Annotated in this window: 17 protein-coding genes and 1 pseudogene; 5 read left to right on the plus strand and 13 right to left on the minus strand. The window is 71.7% G+C overall.

Annotated features, from left to right (window positions below; all coding sequences use genetic code 11):
- Positions 1-28 precede the first annotated feature (28 nt).
- Positions 29-244, minus strand: a complete 216-nt coding sequence (locus tag ACFYZY_RS17805; protein ID WP_388694743.1) for a hypothetical protein — start codon at positions 242-244, stop codon at positions 29-31.
- Positions 245-1,167: 923 nt separating this feature from the next.
- Between ACFYZY_RS17805 and ACFYZY_RS17810 the strand changes: the two genes are divergently transcribed.
- Positions 1,168-2,538 carry an FAD-dependent oxidoreductase gene (locus ACFYZY_RS17810; protein ID WP_388694744.1) on the plus strand — a complete coding sequence of 457 codons (1,371 nt, stop codon included), beginning with the start codon at positions 1,168-1,170 and terminating at the stop codon, positions 2,536-2,538.
- 70 nt (positions 2,539-2,608) lie between these two features.
- Here the strand turns inward: ACFYZY_RS17810 and ACFYZY_RS17815 are convergent, their stop codons facing one another.
- Positions 2,609-3,301: a TerB family tellurite resistance protein gene (locus ACFYZY_RS17815; protein WP_388694747.1), complete on the minus strand. Its 693-nt coding sequence runs from the start codon at positions 3,299-3,301 to the stop codon at positions 2,609-2,611.
- A gap of 300 nt (positions 3,302-3,601) precedes the next feature.
- Positions 3,602-5,374, minus strand: a complete 1,773-nt coding sequence (gene leuA / locus ACFYZY_RS17820) for a 2-isopropylmalate synthase (RefSeq protein ID WP_388694749.1) — start codon at positions 5,372-5,374, stop codon at positions 3,602-3,604.
- A 291-nt stretch (positions 5,375-5,665) separates the two neighbouring features.
- On the opposite strand from leuA, the gene ACFYZY_RS17825 reads away from it, so the two are divergent.
- From ACFYZY_RS17825 to ACFYZY_RS17835, 3 genes are all read left to right on the plus strand, one after another.
- Positions 5,666-6,718 (plus strand): M4 family metallopeptidase, encoded by a 1,053-nt coding sequence (locus tag ACFYZY_RS17825; protein ID WP_388694750.1) that lies wholly within the window; start codon positions 5,666-5,668, stop codon positions 6,716-6,718.
- Positions 6,719-6,737: 19 nt separating this feature from the next.
- Positions 6,738-7,010 carry a protealysin inhibitor emfourin gene (locus tag ACFYZY_RS17830; protein WP_388694753.1) on the plus strand — a complete coding sequence of 91 codons (273 nt, stop codon included), beginning with the start codon at positions 6,738-6,740 and terminating at the stop codon, positions 7,008-7,010.
- 108 nt (positions 7,011-7,118) lie between these two features.
- A complete protein-coding gene (locus ACFYZY_RS17835) occupies positions 7,119-8,291 on the plus strand; it encodes a teichoic acid biosynthesis protein C (RefSeq protein WP_388694756.1) in 1,173 nt (390 codons plus the stop codon).
- A gap of 83 nt (positions 8,292-8,374) precedes the next feature.
- Here ACFYZY_RS17835 and era read toward each other — a convergent pair whose 3' ends face one another.
- The 10 genes from era to ACFYZY_RS17885 form a co-directional block, all read right to left on the minus strand.
- Positions 8,375-9,325: a GTPase Era gene (gene era / locus ACFYZY_RS17840; protein WP_388694758.1), complete on the minus strand. Its 951-nt coding sequence runs from the start codon at positions 9,323-9,325 to the stop codon at positions 8,375-8,377.
- A gap of 60 nt (positions 9,326-9,385) precedes the next feature.
- Positions 9,386-9,748 (minus strand): cytidine deaminase, encoded by a 363-nt coding sequence (locus ACFYZY_RS17845; RefSeq protein WP_388694760.1) that lies wholly within the window; start codon positions 9,746-9,748, stop codon positions 9,386-9,388.
- Positions 9,749-9,819: 71 nt separating this feature from the next.
- Positions 9,820-10,173: an MmcQ/YjbR family DNA-binding protein gene (locus ACFYZY_RS17850; protein WP_388694762.1), complete on the minus strand. Its 354-nt coding sequence runs from the start codon at positions 10,171-10,173 to the stop codon at positions 9,820-9,822.
- The gene (locus tag ACFYZY_RS17855) at positions 10,170-11,474 is read right to left on the minus strand and encodes a hemolysin family protein (RefSeq protein WP_388694764.1); all 1,305 of its coding nucleotides are present in this window, start codon (positions 11,472-11,474) and stop codon (positions 10,170-10,172) included. The genes ACFYZY_RS17850 and ACFYZY_RS17855 overlap by 4 nt, the downstream gene beginning before the upstream one ends.
- Before the next feature lie 5 nt (positions 11,475-11,479).
- Positions 11,480-11,977, minus strand: coding sequence for an rRNA maturation RNase YbeY (gene ybeY / locus ACFYZY_RS17860; RefSeq protein ID WP_388694767.1), 498 nt, complete (start codon positions 11,975-11,977; stop codon positions 11,480-11,482).
- A 29-nt stretch (positions 11,978-12,006) separates the two neighbouring features.
- Positions 12,007-13,053, minus strand: a complete 1,047-nt coding sequence (locus tag ACFYZY_RS17865) for a PhoH family protein (RefSeq protein WP_388694769.1) — start codon at positions 13,051-13,053, stop codon at positions 12,007-12,009.
- Positions 13,054-13,174: 121 nt separating this feature from the next.
- On the minus strand, positions 13,175-14,293 hold the full coding sequence (locus ACFYZY_RS17870) for a carbohydrate kinase family protein (RefSeq protein WP_388694772.1): 1,119 nt from the start codon (positions 14,291-14,293) through the stop codon (positions 13,175-13,177).
- Between the two features lie 219 nt (positions 14,294-14,512).
- Positions 14,513-15,520 (minus strand): adenosine deaminase, encoded by a 1,008-nt coding sequence (locus tag ACFYZY_RS17875; RefSeq protein ID WP_388694797.1) that lies wholly within the window; start codon positions 15,518-15,520, stop codon positions 14,513-14,515.
- Positions 15,521-15,522: 2 nt separating this feature from the next.
- The gene (locus tag ACFYZY_RS17880) at positions 15,523-16,428 is read right to left on the minus strand and encodes a ribonuclease Z (protein ID WP_388694773.1); all 906 of its coding nucleotides are present in this window, start codon (positions 16,426-16,428) and stop codon (positions 15,523-15,525) included.
- Positions 16,429-16,431: 3 nt separating this feature from the next.
- A complete protein-coding gene (locus tag ACFYZY_RS17885) occupies positions 16,432-16,791 on the minus strand; it encodes a histidine triad nucleotide-binding protein (RefSeq protein WP_388694775.1) in 360 nt (119 codons plus the stop codon).
- Positions 16,792-16,976: 185 nt separating this feature from the next.
- Between ACFYZY_RS17885 and ACFYZY_RS17890 the strand changes: the two are divergent.
- Positions 16,977-17,061: pseudogene (locus ACFYZY_RS17890) on the plus strand (IS5/IS1182 family transposase); the annotation flags it as partial.

Raw genomic sequence — 17,061 nt, forward strand, 5'->3', positions numbered from 1 at the left:
CCGGCCGGGGAGGCGCCGTACGGCCCCCTCAGGGCACCTCTCCCCGGCTGCGGGCGTTGACGTGCGCGGTGGCCGCGCTCAGCCGCTCGGCCGTGGTGGCCTCCCGCACCCCCTCGTGCTCCACGTCCCACACGCGCCCGCCGCCCAGCGGGCGGACCTGGACGCGGGCCCCCTCGTTCCCCATGACCTTCCCGACCCGTCCGGTGCGGATCTCGACGACGTACGACCCGATGGGCAGCGCCACGACCGACTCTCCTCCCTCTGCGGTACGGCGGCGGCGAGGAGCCGGGCCGTTTCCGCCGTGCGGCATCCCGATTCCACGAGCGGCCCCGGGCGATCGGCGGCACAACCTGGTGGAAAAGCGGGATTCCGGCCCTCGCGGGCATCTCGCGCCATTCCTCCACCGCCTGTCGGGCGGTTCCGATCGTCTTCGTGGACGCCTTCGTGGTGTCTTCCTCCACCAACGTATGCCTTTCTGAATCCATTTCCGGCTCCGCCTCTCCAGAACGGCCCCTCGTCCGTGGAACCGGCGCGCACACGGGCGTACAACTGCGCGACACCGCGAGGGAGTTAACCCATGGCCAGAGGCAGGTCGCAGAACGCCCGGAAGCTTTCGGGGAATTCCCGGAGGAACGAGGAAGGGGAACGCGGCCCCCTCCGGGGCGATCCGGCCGGACGGGTGTTCGTCTCGGGAATCCGTGCGATCCCGCCGGGCGCGACGTTTCGAAAAAAGTGACAGAGCGTGGAAAAGCGGTCCGCCTCTCCTTGCGGACCGGAGGAATTCTCGAACAAAGAGGGAGCGCGTCGAGCGGCGATTCGCCTCGTCCGCTCCGCACCTCGCCCCCGGGCCGACGCGAACGGCGGCCCGCGCCCCCTCCGCACCCGCCCCCGGAACCGTGCCGACCACCACGGGGCAAGAGCGGCTCCCCGCGCGACACACACACGGACGAACGCCCACCGACACGGACATCCCACACGCCCGCCGACGCCCCGGAAGCGACCCCCGGAAGGCCACCCCAGGTACCCCGGGCACCCCTTGGAGAAGTCATAAGTTCACCTTATGAGTCCATAGAATGGGCCCGGGTACCACTTTTCCCGGGATGTTATTTAGGGTGGCCTAAGTGTCGGCGGCTTCGCCGCCACGTCGCTTGCGAAGGGAACCCAGTCATGCCCCGCCCCCTCCGGGTCGCGATCGTCGGCGCCGGCCCCGCCGGGATCTACGCCGCCGATGCGCTGCTGAAGTCCGAGGCCGCCGCCGAGCCGGGCGTGTCGATCGACATCTTCGAGCGGATGCCGGCCCCCTTCGGCCTCATCCGCTACGGCGTGGCCCCCGACCACCCGCGCATCAAGGGCATCATCACCGCGCTCCACCAGGTCCTCGACAAGCCGCAGGTCCGCCTCTTCGGCAACGTCGACTACGGCACCGACGTCCACCTGGACGACCTGCGCGCCTTCTACGACGCCGTGGTCTTCTCGACCGGCGCCATGGCCGACCGCGAGCTGCGGATCCCCGGCGTGGAGCTGGACGGCTCCCTCGGCGCCGCCGACTTCGCCTCCTGGTACGACGGCCACCCGGACGTCCCGCGCACCTGGGACCTCTCCGCGGAGAAGGTCGCCGTCCTCGGCGTCGGCAACGTGGCCCTCGACATCGCCCGCATCCTGGCGAAGACGGCGGACGAGCTGCTGCCGACCGAGATCCCGGCCAACGTCTACGACGGCCTCAAGGCCAACAAGGCCGTGGAGATCCACGTCTTCGGCCGCCGCGGCCCGGCGCAGGCCAAGTTCAGCCCCATGGAGCTGCGCGAGCTGGACCACTCCCCCACCATCGAGGTCGTCGTCAACCCCGAGGACATCGACTACGACGAGGGTTCGATCGCGGACCGGCGCAAGAACAAGCAGACCGACATGGTCGCGAAGACCCTGGAGAACTGGGCGATCCGCGACACCGGCGACCGCCCGCACAAGCTCTTCCTGCACTTCTTCGAGTCCCCCGTCGAGATCCTCGGCGAGGACGGCAGGGTCGTCGGCCTGCGCACCGAGCGCACCGAGCTGGACGGCACCGGCAACGTCAGGGGGACCGGGCGGACCACCGACTGGGACGTCCAGGCCGTCTACCGCGCGGTCGGCTACCTCTCCGACGAGCTGCCCAAGCTCCCCTGGGACACCGCCACCGGCACCGTCCCGGACGAGGGCGGCCGGGTCCTCCAGGAGAACGGCGAGCACCTGGCGTCCACTTACGTCACCGGCTGGATCCGGCGCGGCCCCGTCGGCCTCATCGGCCACACCAAGGGCGACGCCAACGAGACCGTGGCCAACCTCCTGGACGACTTCGCGAACGGACGCCTGCTGTCCCCGTCCGCCCCGGAGACGGACGCCGTCGTGTCCTTCCTGGAGGACAAGGGCGTCACGTACACGACGTGGGAGGGCTGGTACGCCCTGGACGCCGCCGAGAAGGCGCTCGGCGAGCCGCAGGGCCGCGAGCGCGTGAAGATCGTGGAGCGCGAGGACATGCTGCGCGCCAGCGGCGCGATCCAGTAAGGGGCGGGGCTGCGGTCGCGGGGCCCGGGCCCCGCGGGGCCGTGTCCCCTCACGGGCCTCCCGCGGCCTTCTACGGAACGGTCCGCGCGGAGGCCAGGAGACGGGCGACGTCGCCGGGGGCGAGCGCCAGCGCGTCGCCGACGGTACCGAGCACTTCCGTCTCGGCCGGGGTGTAGGCGCCGTCGGCCAGGGCGATCCGGGCGGCCTGGAGCAGGATCGACTCCCGCCCGGAGGGCTCCAGGTGCGGGGCGAGCGGCCCCAGGGCCTCGTGGAGTTCGATCGTGAGGAGCGCGCCCTCGGGGCTCACCTCGGGCATGAAGCGCCCGGTGTCCGCCTCCAGGGCCTCCACGAGGTCGACGAGCTGGACGGCCGTGCACTCGGTGAAGCCGGCGGACCGCACGGCGCTGACGGCCTGTTCCAGGGTGGCGCGGGATCCGGTGCCCCCGGCCACGAGTACGGCCAGGGCGGCGGTGTGCACGCCGTCCCGCAGCATCGCGGAGAAGCGGCCGGTCGTCGGGCGGCCGAGCACCTCCGTACCGAAGCGCGTGTGACAGGCCGCGCACTCGACCACGGGGCCCGTGCGTCCCCGGGGCAGGACCGGGACGCCCAGGACGGCGAACCTGCGGCGGCCGGTGCGGCGCCGGTAGTTGCGGTCGCCTCCGCACTCCTCGCAGAAGAACTCGCCGTCCCCCACGGTGTTCCAGGAGGTGCGGATCCCGCAGACGCCCGCCTTTCCGTCCCGCGAATTCCGGGCAGACCGCATACGCACCTCCTCGACGGCCCGGCTGCACTGCCGGCGTGGGCGTGATGTTAACCACATCCTCGACGCGCCGTCAGCACCCCGGAACCACTTCCACCCGGAGATGGCCGAGACACGTCACCGCCCGGCGGGCCCCGGAAGGCCGGTGGCGGTGTTCCCCCGCCTCCGGAGGGCCGCCCCGGCCGGCGGGAGGCCGGACGGCGCGGGATCACCCTCCGGGGTGGTCCCGGAACCGCCCGGACCGGGTGCGCCGCGGCCCCGCGCCCTCCGGGAGGGAACGGGGCCGCGGCCGGGCGGGCGGGGTCAGCGGGCGGCGCGGTTGACCGCCGAGACGACCGCCTTCAGGGAGGCGCGGGTGGTGTTGGCGTCGATGCCGATGCCCCACAGGACCTTGCCGTCGATGGCGCACTCGATGTACGAGGCGGCCTGCGCGGAGGCGCCCTCGCTCATCGTGTGCTCCTGGTAGTCCAGCAGCCGGGCGTCCACGCCGACGGCCTGGAGGGCGTCGAAGAAGGCCGAGATCGGGCCGTTCCCGGAGCCGGTCAGGACGGTGTCGACGCCGTCCACGACCGCCTCGACGGTCAGCGTGTCCGTGCCGTCCGTGTCGGACGTCGTCTGGCCGGAGCGCAGCTGGATGCGACCCCAACGAGCCGCGGTGTCACCCGGGTTGGGCAGGTACTCGTCCTGGAAGACGGACCAGATCGCGGCCGGCGTGACCTCGCCGCCCTCGGTGTCGGTCTTCTGCTGGATGATCTTCGAGAACTCGATCTGCATCCGGCGCGGCAGGTCCAGCTTGTGGTCGTTCTTCAGGACGTACGCGATGCCGCCCTTGCCGGACTGCGAGTTGACCCGGATGACGGCCTCGTAGGAGCGGCCGACGTCCTTCGGGTCGATCGGCAGGTACGGGACGGCCCACTCGATGTCGTCCACGGTCTTGCCCCGCGCGGCCGCGTCGGCCTCCATGGCGTCGAAGCCCTTCTTGATGGCGTCCTGGTGGGAGCCGGAGAAGGCGGTGTAGACCAGGTCGCCCGCGTAGGGATGGCGCGGGTGGACCTCCATCTGGTTGCAGTACTCGCTGGTGCGGCGGATCTCGTCGATCTGGGAGAAGTCGATCTGCGGGTCGACGCCCTGGCTGAAGAGGTTCATGCCCAGGGTGACCAGATCGACGTTGCCGGTGCGCTCGCCCTGCCCGAACAGGCAGCCCTCGACGCGGTCGGCGCCCGCCATGAGCGCCAGCTCCGCCGCCGCCACGGCCGTGCCGCGGTCGTTGTGCGGGTGGACGGAGAGGCAGACGTGCGCGCGGCGGGTCAGGTTCCGGGACATCCACTCGAACCGGTCCGCGTGCGTGGACGGCGTCGAACGCTCCACGGTGGCGGGCAGGTTGAGGATGATCTCGCGGTCCGGGCCGGGCTGCCACACGTCGCAGACGGCCTCGCAGACCTCCAGGGCGAAGTCCAGCTCGGTGTCGGTGAAGATCTCGGGGCTGTACTGGTAGCCGAAGGCGGTCTCCGGGCCCAGCAGCTTCTCGGCGTACTCCATCACCAGCCGCGTGCCGTCCACGGCGATCTGCTTGATCTGCTCCTTCGAGCCGCGGAAGACGACCCGGCGGAAGGTCGGCGCGGTGGCGTTGTACAGGTGGACGGTGGCGCGCCTGGCGCCGACCAGGGACTCCACCGTCCGCTCGATCAGGTCCTCGCGGGCCTGGGTCAGGACGGAGATGGTGACGTCGTCCGGGATCGCGCCCTCTTCGATGATGGAGCGCACGAACGCGAAGTCGGTCTCGCCGGAGGACGGGAAGCCGACCTCGATCTCCTTGTAGCCCATGCGTACGAGCAGATCGAACATCTCGCGCTTGCGGGCCGGGGACATCGGGTCGATCAGTGCCTGGTTGCCGTCGCGCAGATCGGTGGACAGCCACCGCGGGGCCTTGGTGATCCGCTTCTCGGGCCAGGTGCGGTCGGGGATCTCCACCGCCTCGTACCGGCCGTACTTGTGGATCGGCATCCCGGACGGCTTCTGGGTGTGCGTCGCGTTGGTGACGGGCGTGGGGCGGCCGACGAAGGGGGACTGGGTCATGGCGCGGGGCTCCTCGGGTCCAGCAACGGGACGGCCGACTGTCGAACGCAACGCCAGGTCCCGCGGGGAGGGGGTCGGCCTACGACTACAGGCCCTCGCCGCGGCAGCTAAGGAGAAGCAGCCCGAAACGCATGATGTGCCGCAGCTTAGCCCAGGGACGCGGAGGCGGACGTCTCGTTCCAGTATGCGGGACGGTCGCGCCGTCAAACTCGAACAGTGACGGATCACTCCATTTCGCCAATCCCCGTATCTCCTCGTGACAGTTCCGTCACGCACTGCCACATTGCTGTCATGACTCACCGCACACCCGTGTTCTGTCCGATCGTGCCGCCGCACCTCCTGGAGCACCTGGCACGCTCCTCCGACGAGGCCGTCGCCGCCGCCGCCCGCCGCACCCTGGCGGCGGACGCCGCGGCCCGCGCGTTCCGGGCACGGCCGCTGCCCGGCACCGCGCGGACGGCCGCCCCGCGCGACGCCGCCCGGCCGCACCGCACCGTCCACGACTGCCGGCACGGCACCGACCTGCCGGGCAGGAAGGTCCGCGACGAGGGCCAGGAGGCGACGGGCGACGCGACCGTCAACCGGGCCTACGCGGGGCTCGGCGCCACCTTCGACCTCTTCCTGAACGCCTTCGGGCGCGACTCGATCGACGGCTCGGGGCTGCCCCTGGTCGCCTCCGTGCACTACGACGAGAACTACGGCAACGCCTTCTGGAACGGCGAGCAGATGGTGTTCGGGGACGGGGACGGGGAGATCTTCCTCGACTTCACCCTGCCCGTGGACGTCATCGGCCACGAACTGGCCCACGGCTTCACCCAGTACACGGCGAACCTGGAGTACTTCAGCCAGTCCGGCGCCCTCAACGAGTCCGTCTCGGACGTCTTCGGCTCCCTCGTGAAGCAGTACACGCTGGGGCAGAGCGCCGAGCAGGCGGACTGGCTCGTCGGCGAGGGGCTCTTCCACCCGAACGTGCAGGGCAGGGCGCTGCGTTCGATGAAGGCCCCGGGCACGGCGTACGACGACGACGTCCTCGGCAAGGACCCGCAGCCCGCCCACATGGACGACTACGTCCGCACGGGCAGCGACAACGGCGGGGTGCACATCAACTCCGGCATCCCCAACCACGCCTTCTACCTGACGGCGACCGAGCTGGGCGGCAACGCCTGGGAGCGGGCCGGACAGATCTGGTACGACGTGATGACCGGCGGCACCCTCACCCCGGAGACCCGCTTCGCCGAGTTCGCGGCGGCGACGGCGAAGGCGGCGAAGGACCGGTACGGCGAGGGGCCGGAGATCCAGGCCGTACTGAAGTCCTGGGCGGCGGTGGGCGTGCCGACGGACTGAGCCGGGGTAGACAGGGCCCATGCGGATTCGAGTACGGCGCACGGGCGGTTTCGCGGGCATCGAGCGGTCGGCGGAGGTGGACACCTCCGGCCGGCCCGACGCCGGGGAGTGGACCGCCCTGGCCGGGGCGGTCCTCGCCGGCGGCGACGGCCGGGAAGGCGACCGGGGAGGCGTCCCGGACGGTTTCTCGTACGAGATCACGATCGACGGCCGGACCGTCCGGTGCGGCGATCCGGCGGTCACGAAGGAGCAGCGGGCCCTGATCACACGGATCCTGAAGGAGGGCGCGTAACCGGACGACTCCCTTCCCCTTCTCTTGATTTCGCCCTGGTGTTCGAGATCCGCGCCATGACTTGAAAAGATGGCGCGACCTCGTCCATCTCGCGAAAGTGAACCGCACATGAATGACAGTCAGCTCAACCGGCGCGACTTCCTCTCCCTGAGCGGCGTCGCCGCCCTGGCCGTCGCCGGGCTCGGAACGGCGGCGGGGACCGCGAGCGCCGCGGGCACGGGCGCCGGGACGGCGGCCACGGCCCTGGCGCTGCCGCCGTCGAAGCTGATCCGGGTCGAGGGCAACACCGGTCCGGCCTACTTCCGCGAGAAGGCCGTGCACCGGGGGACGGTCATCCAGTCCCTCGGCTTCGACAACGTCAACCGCCGTCTCTACTTCGCCCAGCTCATCGGCGGCGGCCTCCAGCTCAAGGGCGAGACCGCGCCGGTCTCCGCCGACGTCCGCGACCTCCACGGCGACCTGGCGATCACCGAGTGGACCCTCGGCGCCGACACGGCGGAGGGCGCCGGAAGCGCGAAGATCACGGGCTACATGTACCTGCGGGGCTTCGGCCACGGCGTCGGCATCGGCGTCGAGCCCTCGGGCAGCAGCACCTACCTGTGGACCGAGGTCGACGCCGTCCAGGACACCAAGGAGGGGACGAGCCGGGGCCGCCGCCTCTGCCGCTTCAAGTTCGCGAGCTCCAGCACGCCGCTGGACGCCACCAGCACCTCGCTGCAGAAGTTCACCCCCGTCCCCGGCAGCGTGAACAACACGGCGGGCATCGACCCGCTGAACAACCGCCTGGTGGTCCGGTACAGCCTCAACGGGATGCACTACCGGATCTTCGACCTGGCCGCGGCGCGCGCGGGCGACTTCAGCACGCCGCTGGCCGAGATCGCCGAGCCCGCGATCTCGATCGACCGCGACCGCTACGGAAAGCCCTCGTTCCAGGGGTACGCGGTGGCGGGCCAGTACCTGTACATGCTGCACGGCAACTCGTACGGCTACACGCAGGACCACGACGGCGACGCGTCGACGCCCAAGATCGTCATCTCCCCGCCGGGCGAGGGCAACACCCACCTCACCTCGGTGGACCTGAACACCGGGCAGATCATCCGGACCTTCCACTCGAAGGCCGGCTACACCCTGCCGTTCCGCGAGCCGGAGGGCCTGGCCATCCAGATCCCGAAGGCGTCCGAGCCCGACGTGTTCCGCCTCTGCGTGGGCTTCGCCTCGGGGGACACCCCGGGCGGGCGCACGGCGTCGGTCTACTACAAGGACTCGCTGATCCAGCCGTGAGGCACGGCGTCGTGACCGCGTGACCGCACGGGAAAGGGCCGCGTCCGGGGAGGTTCCCGGGCGCGGCCCTCGTCGTCTTCCTCCTAGAAGCCCAGCTTCCTGAGCTGCTTGGGGTCCCGCTGCCAGTCCTTGGCGACCTTCACGTGGAGGTCGAGGTAGACCGGGGTGCCGAGCAGGGCCTCGATGTGCTTGCGGGACTTCATGCCGACCTCCTTCAGGCGGCTGCCCTTGGGGCCGATGATGATGCCCTTCTGGCTGGGACGCTCGATGTACACGTTGGCGTGGATGTCGAGCAGCGGCCGGTCCGCCGGACGGTTCTCGCGGGGGATCATCTCCTCCACGACCACCGCGATGGAGTGCGGCAGTTCGTCCCGTACGCCTTCGAGCGCGGCCTCGCGGATCAGCTCCGCGACCATGACCTGCTCGGGCTCGTCCGTCAGGTCGCCCTCAGGGTAGAGCGGCGGGGACTCCGGAAGCAGCGGGATGAGCAGGTCCGCGACGAGCTGGACCTGCTTGTTGCCGACGGCCGAGACCGGGACGATCTGCTGCCACTCGAAGCCCAGCTCCTTGCCGAGCTGGTCGACGGCGATGAGCTGTTCGGCGAGGGTCTTGGAGTCGACCAGGTCGGTCTTGGTGATGATCGCGACCTTGGGGGTCTTCCTGATCTCCGCCAGCTCCTTGGCGATGAACCGGTCGCCGGGGCCGAGCTTCTGGTCGGCGGGCAGACAGAAGCCGATCACGTCGACCTCGGCCCAGGTGGTGCGCACGACGTCGTTGAGCCGCTCGCCGAGGAGGGTGCGCGGCTTGTGGAGGCCGGGGGTGTCGACCAGGATCAGCTGCGCCTCGGGTCGGTGCACGATGCCCCGGACGGTGTGCCGGGTGGTCTGCGGCCGGTTCGAGGTGATGGCCACCTTCTGGCCGACCAGAGCGTTCGTGAGGGTGGACTTGCCCGCGTTGGGGCGGCCGACGAAGCAGGCGAAGCCGGCCCGGTGGACGGCTTCGGTTTCTTGGTTGCGAGCGCTCATGGGGGCCATTGTCCCCGATGAGCGCCCGCGTCACGCACTCCGTGGGTACGGAGTGCCCGGCGTCGCGTCTCAGCCCGCCGTGACGGCCCGGCGGAGCCGCCCGTCCGGACCCGCCAGCAGCACGGGAGTCTCCGGGCCGCCGAGGTCCCGGACGGCCGCGCGGTCCTCGTCCGAGGCGGTCTCCGCGGTCGTCACGACGGCCGCCGCCTCCAGGGACTCGGCGCCGCTGGCCACCGCCATCGCGACCGCCGTGCGCAGCGCGCTCAGCCGGAGCGAGTCGAGGGCCACGGTCCCCGCCACGTAGGTCCGGCCGGTCTCGTCGCGTACGGCCGCGCCCTCGGCCACACCGTTGCGGGCCCGCGCGCTCCGCGCGAGGGTGATGATCTTGAGGTCCTCGGCGCCGAGGTCGCCGTGCTCGCTGCTGAGTGTCATGGACCGAGCATAGGCCGGGCCCCGCGCGTCCCCGGCGGGCCCCGGCCCCCGCTTCCGGGGGCCGGACCCGTTCAGGGTCGGTCGAGGCGGAGCCGTACCGCCTTCGGCAGGCCGGCGACGACGAGGTCGTACGAGTCCTCGATCAGCTCCCGGACCAGGCCGGCCGGGAGCTCTCCGACGGTCACCGTGTTCCAGTGCCGCTTGTTCATGTGGTAGCCCGGGACGATCGCCGGGTGCTCCCCCCGGAGCCGTACCGCCTCGTCCGGGTCGCACTTGAGGTTGATCCGCAGCGGCTCGGAGTCGAGCGCCGACAGCGCGAACACCTTTCCGGCGACCTTGAAGACGGAGGTCTCCGGGGAGAACGGGAACTCCTCCGTCGCGTCGCCGAAGTCCAGGCAGAAGGCGCGCAGTTCCTCGGGCGTCATGCCGCTTCCTCCTCTGACCCGGCCGGCTCCAGCGGCTCCACGAGCACGGTGACGATCTTGTTCCGCCGGCCGGCCGGGGACTCGGCGGTCAGCCGCAGTCCCCGCCCGTCGGGCAGCTCCACCACGGCCTCGGCCCCCGCGATCGGGACGCGGCCGAGGGCCTTGGCGAGGAGGCCGCCGACGGTCTCCACGTCCTCGTCGTCGTACTCGTCGGGGCCCAGGCCGTAGAGCTCGCCGAGGTCCCCGATGTCGAGGCGGGCGGTGACCCGGTACCGGTCCCCGCCGAGGTCCTGGACGGGCGGCAGCTCCCGGTCGTACTCGTCGGTGATCTCGCCGACGATCTCCTCCAGGATGTCCTCGATGGTGACGATGCCCGCCGTGCCGCCGTACTCGTCGACGACGACGGCGACGTGGTTGCGCTCCTGCTGCATCTCGCGCAGCAGGTCGCCGGCGTTCTTGGTGTCGGGGACGAAGGTGGCGGGCCGCATCGCGGTCGACACCGGGTCGGCCTCGGACTCCCGGTTGACGTGCGTCCGGCGGACCAGGTCCTTCAGGTACACGATGCCGGCGATGTCGTCCTCGTTCTCGCCGGTGACCGGAATCCGGGAGAAGCCGGAGCGCAGCGCGAGGGTGAGGGCCTGCCGGATGGTCTTGTAGCGCTCGATGCTGACCAGGTCGGTGCGGGGCACCATCACCTCGCGCACGAGGGTGTCGCCCAGCTCGAAGACGGAGTGCACCATGCGGCGCTCCTCGTCCTCGATCAGCGACTCCCGCTCGGCGAGGTCGACCATGGCCCGCAGCTCGGCCTCGGAGGCGAAGGGGCCCTTGCGGAAGCCCTTGCCGGGGGTGAGCGCGTTGCCGATGAGGATCAGGAGCTGCGGGATCGGACCCATGATCCGGTCCAGCGGCAGCAGGACGTACGCGGCGGCGGTCGCCGTGTTCAGCGGGTGCTGGCGGCCGATGGTGCGCGGCGACACCCCGACGGCCACGTACGAGACGAGGACCATGACGGCGATGGCGACGAGGAGGGCCTCCCAGGTCTCCGGGAACGCCTCCAGGCAGGCGTACGTGACGAGGACGCCGGCCGCCGTCTCGCAGGCGACGCGGACGAGCAGCGCCACGTTGAGGTAGCGGGTCGGGTCGGAGGCGACCTGGGCCAGCTTCTCCGCCCCGCGCCGCCCGGTCCGCAGGGCCTCGGCGGCACCGAAGGCGGAGACGCGGGCGAGGCCGGCCTCGGCGCAGGCGGCGAGCCAGGCCACGACGACCAGGGCGACCGCCCCGAGGACCAGTGACACGTCCATCGGGGTCAGGAGACGGTCGGCGCCGGGGACGGGCCGGTCAGGCCCTTCTCCGCGCGCCAGCCGTCGACGATCGCCGCCTGGAGGCCGAACATCTCGGCCTTCTCGTCGGGCTCCTCGTGGTCGTACCCGAGGAGGTGCAGCACCCCGTGGACGGTGAGGAGCTGGAGCTCCTCGTCCATGGAGTGCCGCGTCGGCGCGTCCTTGCCCTGCTGGGTGGCGACCTCGGGGCAGAGCACGATGTCGCCGAGGAGCCCCTGCGGGGGCTCCGCGTCGTCCTTCGCCGGCGGACGCAGCTCGTCCATCGGGAAGGACATGACGTCCGTGGGGCCGGGCAGGTCCATCCACTGGATGTGGAGCTGCTCCATCGCCTCCGCGTCCACGACGATCACCGAGAGTTCGGAGAGGGGGTGGATGCGCATGCGCGCGAGCGCGTAGCGGGCGATGTCGAGGATCGCCTGCTCGTCGACCTCGGTTCCGGACTCGTTGTTGACGTCGATCGACATGGTGCTTCTGGACTTCTCTCGTTAAATCGTCACAGGCCGTTGCGGCCGTTGCGGCTGTCGTACTGCTCGTACGCGTCGACGATACGGCCGACGAGCTTGTGCCGTACGACATCCTGCGACGTGAGCGTCGAGAAGTGGACGTCCCGGACGCCGTCCAGGATGTCGCGGACCTGTCGCAGACCGCTCTTCGTCCCGTTCGGCAGGTCGACCTGGGTGATGTCACCGGTGATGACGATCTTCGAGTCGAAGCCGAGGCGGGTGAGGAACATCTTCATCTGCTCGGGGTTCGTGTTCTGGGCCTCGTCCAGGATGATGAACGCGTCATTGAGGGTGCGGCCCCGCATGTACGCCAGAGGCGCGACCTCGATCGTCCCGCTCGCCATGAGCTTGGGGATCGAGTCCGGGTCGAGCATGTCGTGCAGGGCGTCGTAGAGCGGGCGCAGGTACGGGTCGATCTTCTCGTAGAGCGTGCCCGGCAGGAAGCCGAGCCGCTCGCCCGCCTCGACGGCGGGCCTGGTCAGGATGATCCGGTTGACCTGCTTGGACTGCAGGGCCTGGACCGCCTTGGCCATGGCGAGATAGGTCTTGCCGGTACCGGCGGGGCCGATGCCGAAGACGATCGTGTGCTTGTCGATGGCGTCGACGTACCGCTTCTGGTTGAGCGTCTTGGGACGGATCGTGCGTCCCCGGCTGGAGAGGATGTTCTGGGTGAGCACCTCGGCGGGAGTCTCCTCGCCGCCCTCCGCCGTTCCGTCCCCGCTCGCCCTGAGCATGGCGATCGAGCGTTCCACTGCGTCCTCCGTCATCGGCTGACCGGTGCGGAGCACCAGCATCATCTCGTCGAACAGGCGCTGGATCAGAGCGACTTCCGCCGCGTCGCCGACCGCGCTGACCTGGTTTCCCCGGACGTGGATGTCGGTGCCGGGGAACGAGCGCTCGATGACGCGGAGCAGGGCGTCGCCGGAGCCCAGCAGGGACACCATCGGGTGTTTGGCGGGGACGGCGAAGTGGGCGCGGGCCTGTCCGCGTCCCTCGTCACGGGACGCTCCGTCGTGGGCTGTGGGTGTCTGGGTCATGGGCCGGCACTGGGGCCTGCGCATACCTCCTGTCCCGGGGTTCTCGCTGCTCGACAACCTCTGGGCCACCAAGCCTACGACGTGCCGGCGACAAGGCCGAAGCGGTTTACGGAGCGGCCGCTCACGCCCCCGCGGCGCGGAAACCGATCGTCGGGACCGCCCGGCGCAGCGGCCAGGGGCGGGCGGGGGCGGGCAGGAGCCGTTCCAGGAAGGCGTAGCGGTCGCGCAGTGCCTCGGGGTCCTGCCGGGCGTCGCCCTGGACGCGCTGCCACCAGGCGGCGATCTCCTCCCAGGTGGGGGCGGAGAGGGAGCCGCCGAACTCCTGGACGGAGAGGGCGGCGGTGAGGCCGGCGAAGGCGAGCCGGTCGGCGAGGGGCCAGTCGGCGAGGGTGCCGGTGACGAACCCGGCGACGAAGACGTCCCCGGCGCCGGTCGGGTCGAGGGCGGAGACCTGGATGGCGGGGACCTCGGCGGTCTCGCCGGTGGCGCCGTCGACGGCGTAGGCGCCCTCGGAACCGAGGGTGACCACGGCGTGACGGACCTTGTCGGCGAGGGCGTGGGCGGCGGCCCGGGGGCAGTCGGTGCGGGTGTAGCGCATCGCCTCGGCGGCGTTGGGGAGGAACGCCTCGCAGTGCTCCAGGTCGGGGAGTTCCGCCAGGTCCCAGCGGCCGGTGTCGTCCCAGCCGACGTCGGCGAAGACCTTGGCGCCGTCGCGGGCGGCCCGGGCGACCCACTCCTCGGGGCGGCCGGGGACGAGGGAGGCGACGGCGGCGCGGGCGTGCGGCGGGCAGGCGGGCGGGGTGTCGTCCGTCGGCGGGGCCTCGTGGCCGTGGGAGACCATCGTGCGCTCGCCCTCGTAGGCCATCGAGACGGTGACCGGGGAGTGCCAGCCGGGGACCGTGCGGGAGAGGGAGAGGTCGATGCCCTCCCCCTGTTCCAGGGCGTCCCAGCAGTACTCGCCGTAGTGGTCGTCGCCGAAGGCGGCGGCGAGGGAGGTGCGCAGGCCGAGGCGGGCGAGGGCGGTGGCCATGTTGGCGACGCCACCGGGGCTGGAGCCCATGCCGCGGGCCCAGGACTCGGTGCCGCGGACGGGGGCGCTGTCGAGGCCGGTGAAGACGATGTCGAGGAAGACCGTGCCGGTCAGGAAGACGTCGCAGGCGGGATCGGTGGGCTCGCGCAGGCGCTCCAGCGGGTCGACCCCGGCGTCGTGTCGCGGCTGCTCTCCCCTGGGTGTGGTCACGGCGGGCTCCCCGGTCGTGGTGCGGATCAGCCCAGTGTGCCCGACGGGGGACGGCGGCGGGCGGGGTGCGCGGAGGAGGGCGCGCCCCGCACCCGGAAACGGCTTCCCTCCGGGCCGCGAGCGGCCGGGACCACGCCCGGGGCCGGTGGGCGCCGCCCTCCCGGCTCGGTCGCGGTGGGGCGGGGAGCGGCGTCCCGCGCGGCGGCGCCCTCCCGGCCGCTACCCGCCGAACTCGTACGCCTCCACCTCGGCCAGGTACCGCGCCCGCCGCTCCTCGTCGTCCTCCAGGAACGACGCCCGGAAGGAGTTGCGGGCGAGTTCCCGGAGCTGGTCCTCGGTGAGGCCGAGGGCGTCGCGGACGCCGGTGAAGTTGTCGCCGACGTAGCCGCCGAAGTACGCAGGGTCGTCGGAGTTGACGGTCACGAGCAGGCCCGCCGCCATCATCGCGCGGAGCGGGTGGTCGGCGAGGGTGCCGACGACGCGGAGCCGGACGTTCGAGAGGGGACAGAGGGTGAGCGGGATCCGCTCGCGGGCCAGCCGGGCGACCAGGTCCGGGTCCTCCATGCAGCGCAGGCCGTGGTCGATCCGCTCCACGCCGAGGACGTCCAGGGCTTCGCGGACGTAGGCCGCCGGGCCCTCCTCGCCCGCGTGGGCGACGCGGCGCAGACCGAGCCGGGCGGCCTCCTCGTACACCTCGCGGAACGTGGCCGGCGGGTGGCCGGCCTCGGCCGAGTCGAGGCCGACGCCGGTGATCCGGCCGAGGTACGGCTTGGCGGCCTCCAGGGTGGCGAGGGCCGACTCGGCGGACTCGTCGCGCAGGAAGCACATGATGAGCCGGGTGGAGATCCCGTACCGTTCCTCGGCCCGGTCGAGGGAGGCCGTCAGGCCCTCGATCACGGTGCCGATCGGGACGCCCCGGGCGGTGTGCGCCTGCGGGTCGAAGAAGATCTCGGCGTGCCGGACGCCCTGGGCGGCGGCCCGCTCCAGGTAGGCGTCGGCGAGTTCGGTGAAGTCCTCCGCGGTGCGCAGGACCGCCATCAGGCCGTAGTACAGGTCCAGGAAGGACTGGAGGTCGTCGAACCGGTACGCCGCGCGCAGGGCGTCGGTGTCCGCGTACGGCAGGGTGACGCCGTTGCGCGCGGCGAGCGCGAAGGCCAGTTCGGGTTCGAGGGTGCCCTCGATGTGGAGGTGCAGTTCGGCCTTGGGGAGGCCGGTGGGGAGGGGCATGGTCACGTTCGTTTCGGTACGGGGACCCGCATGAGGTCCCGGGCGATGCTCAGCTCGCCGTCGAACCCGGCCTCCCGCGCCTGTCGTTCGAACGCGGCGGGGTCGTGGTAACGCTGCGAGAAGTGGGTGAGGACGAGGTGCCGCACGCCCGCGTCCCGGGCGACCGCGGCGGCCTGTCCGGCCGTCAGGTGGCCGTGGTCGGTGGCGAGGCGGACGTCCTCGTCGAGGAAGGTGGACTCGATGACGAGCATGTCGGCGCCCTCCGCGAGGGCGTGGGCGCCGTCGCAGAGGCGGGTGTCCATGACGAAGGCGAAGCGCTGCCCGCGCCGGACCTCGCTGACCTCGTCCAGGGCGACGCCGTCCAGGACCCCTTCGCGCTGGAGCCGTCCCACGTCGGGGCCCGCGATGCCGCGGGCGGCCAGCTTCTCCGGCAGCAGGCGGCGCCCGTCGGGCTCGGTGAGGCGGTAGCCGTACGACTCGACGGGGTGCGAGAGCCGGCGCGCCTCCAGGGTGTAGGCGTCGGTGACGGCGAGCGGCCCGTCGGCGGTGACGGGCGCCTCGACCAGCCGCGCGGTCTCGCGGTAGGCCGTGGCGTACCGCAGCCGCTCGAAGAAGTGCTGTCCGCTCGCCGGGTAGTGGGCGGTGACGGGGTGCGGGACCTGGTCGAGGTTGATCCGCTGGATCACCCCGGCCAGGCCGAGCGAGTGGTCTCCGTGGAAGTGCGTGACGCAGATCCGGTCGAGGTCGTGCGCGGCGACCCCGGCCCGCAGCATCTGGCGCTGGGTGCCCTCGCCGGGGTCGAACATGATGCCCCGGCCGTCCCAGCGCAGCAGGTAGCCGTTGTGGTTGCGGTGCCGGGTCGGGACCTGGCTGGCGGTCCCGAGGACGACCAGTTCGCGTACGGACACGGCTTATCCGGGGGGCCAGGTGAGGCCGCGGCCGCCGAGGACGTGCGCGTGGGTGTGGAAGACGGTCTGTCCCGCGCCCGCGCCGGTGTTGAGGACGATCCGGTAGCCGCTGTCGTCGGTCTTCTCCTGGGCGGCGACCTCTCCGGCCTCGCGCAGCAGGTCGGCGGCGACGGCCGGTTCGGCGGCGGCGAGGGAGGCGGCGTCCGGGTAGTGGAGGCGCGGGATCACCAGGACGTGGGTGGGCGCCTGCGGGTTGATGTCGCGGAACGCGACGGTCGTCTCCGTCTCGCGGACGATCGTCGCGGGCACCTCCCCCGCCACGATCTTGCAGAACAGGCAGTCGCTCTGCGGCTCTCCGGCCATGGTCCGGGCCTCCTCGCCTCCGTCGGTCAGTACACGCGCATGCTATCGGCCGCCACTGACGGGCCCGTTCTCCCGGCCTGCCTTCCGGAGGGTTCCGGAAGGCAGGCCGGCTCCAGCGGCCCGTGCGTTCCGGAAGACCGGCTAAAGCGTGTTGCAGAAGGCTTTGAGGCGGGCATTTTCCTTGTATGCGTGGGGTGTTGAGGGCTGAGCCGTTGTGGGTGGAGACGTTCACGGGTCTGCGGATGCGGCAGTTCGAGCGGCTGCTGAGGG

This window comes from Streptomyces sp. NPDC001744 (assembly GCF_042892575.1).
In the GTDB taxonomy this organism is placed as follows: domain Bacteria; phylum Actinomycetota; class Actinomycetes; order Streptomycetales; family Streptomycetaceae; genus Streptomyces.

Bases quoted from the DNA above. Each gene is read 5' to 3' on its own strand.
- ACFYZY_RS17810 (WP_388694744.1), top strand. From the start codon at position 1,168: ATGCCCCGCCCCCTCCGGGTCGCGATCGTCGGCGCCGGCCCCGCCGGG.
- ACFYZY_RS17815 (WP_388694747.1), bottom strand. From the start codon at position 3,301: ATGCGGTCTGCCCGGAATTCGCGGGACGGAAAGGCGGGCGTCTGCGGG.
- leuA (WP_388694749.1), bottom strand. From the start codon at position 5,374: ATGACCCAGTCCCCCTTCGTCGGCCGCCCCACGCCCGTCACCAACGCG.
- ACFYZY_RS17825 (WP_388694750.1), top strand. From the start codon at position 5,666: ATGACTCACCGCACACCCGTGTTCTGTCCGATCGTGCCGCCGCACCTC.
- ACFYZY_RS17830 (WP_388694753.1), top strand. From the start codon at position 6,738: ATGCGGATTCGAGTACGGCGCACGGGCGGTTTCGCGGGCATCGAGCGG.
- ACFYZY_RS17835 (WP_388694756.1), top strand. From the start codon at position 7,119: ATGAATGACAGTCAGCTCAACCGGCGCGACTTCCTCTCCCTGAGCGGC.
- era (WP_388694758.1), bottom strand. From the start codon at position 9,325: ATGGCCCCCATGAGCGCTCGCAACCAAGAAACCGAAGCCGTCCACCGG.
- ACFYZY_RS17845 (WP_388694760.1), bottom strand. From the start codon at position 9,748: ATGACACTCAGCAGCGAGCACGGCGACCTCGGCGCCGAGGACCTCAAG.
- ACFYZY_RS17850 (WP_388694762.1), bottom strand. From the start codon at position 10,173: ATGACGCCCGAGGAACTGCGCGCCTTCTGCCTGGACTTCGGCGACGCG.
- ACFYZY_RS17855 (WP_388694764.1), bottom strand. From the start codon at position 11,474: ATGGACGTGTCACTGGTCCTCGGGGCGGTCGCCCTGGTCGTCGTGGCC.
- ybeY (WP_388694767.1), bottom strand. From the start codon at position 11,977: ATGTCGATCGACGTCAACAACGAGTCCGGAACCGAGGTCGACGAGCAG.
- ACFYZY_RS17865 (WP_388694769.1), bottom strand. From the start codon at position 13,053: ATGACCCAGACACCCACAGCCCACGACGGAGCGTCCCGTGACGAGGGA.
- ACFYZY_RS17875 (WP_388694797.1), bottom strand. From the start codon at position 15,520: ATGCCCCTCCCCACCGGCCTCCCCAAGGCCGAACTGCACCTCCACATC.
- ACFYZY_RS17885 (WP_388694775.1), bottom strand. From the start codon at position 16,791: ATGGCCGGAGAGCCGCAGAGCGACTGCCTGTTCTGCAAGATCGTGGCG.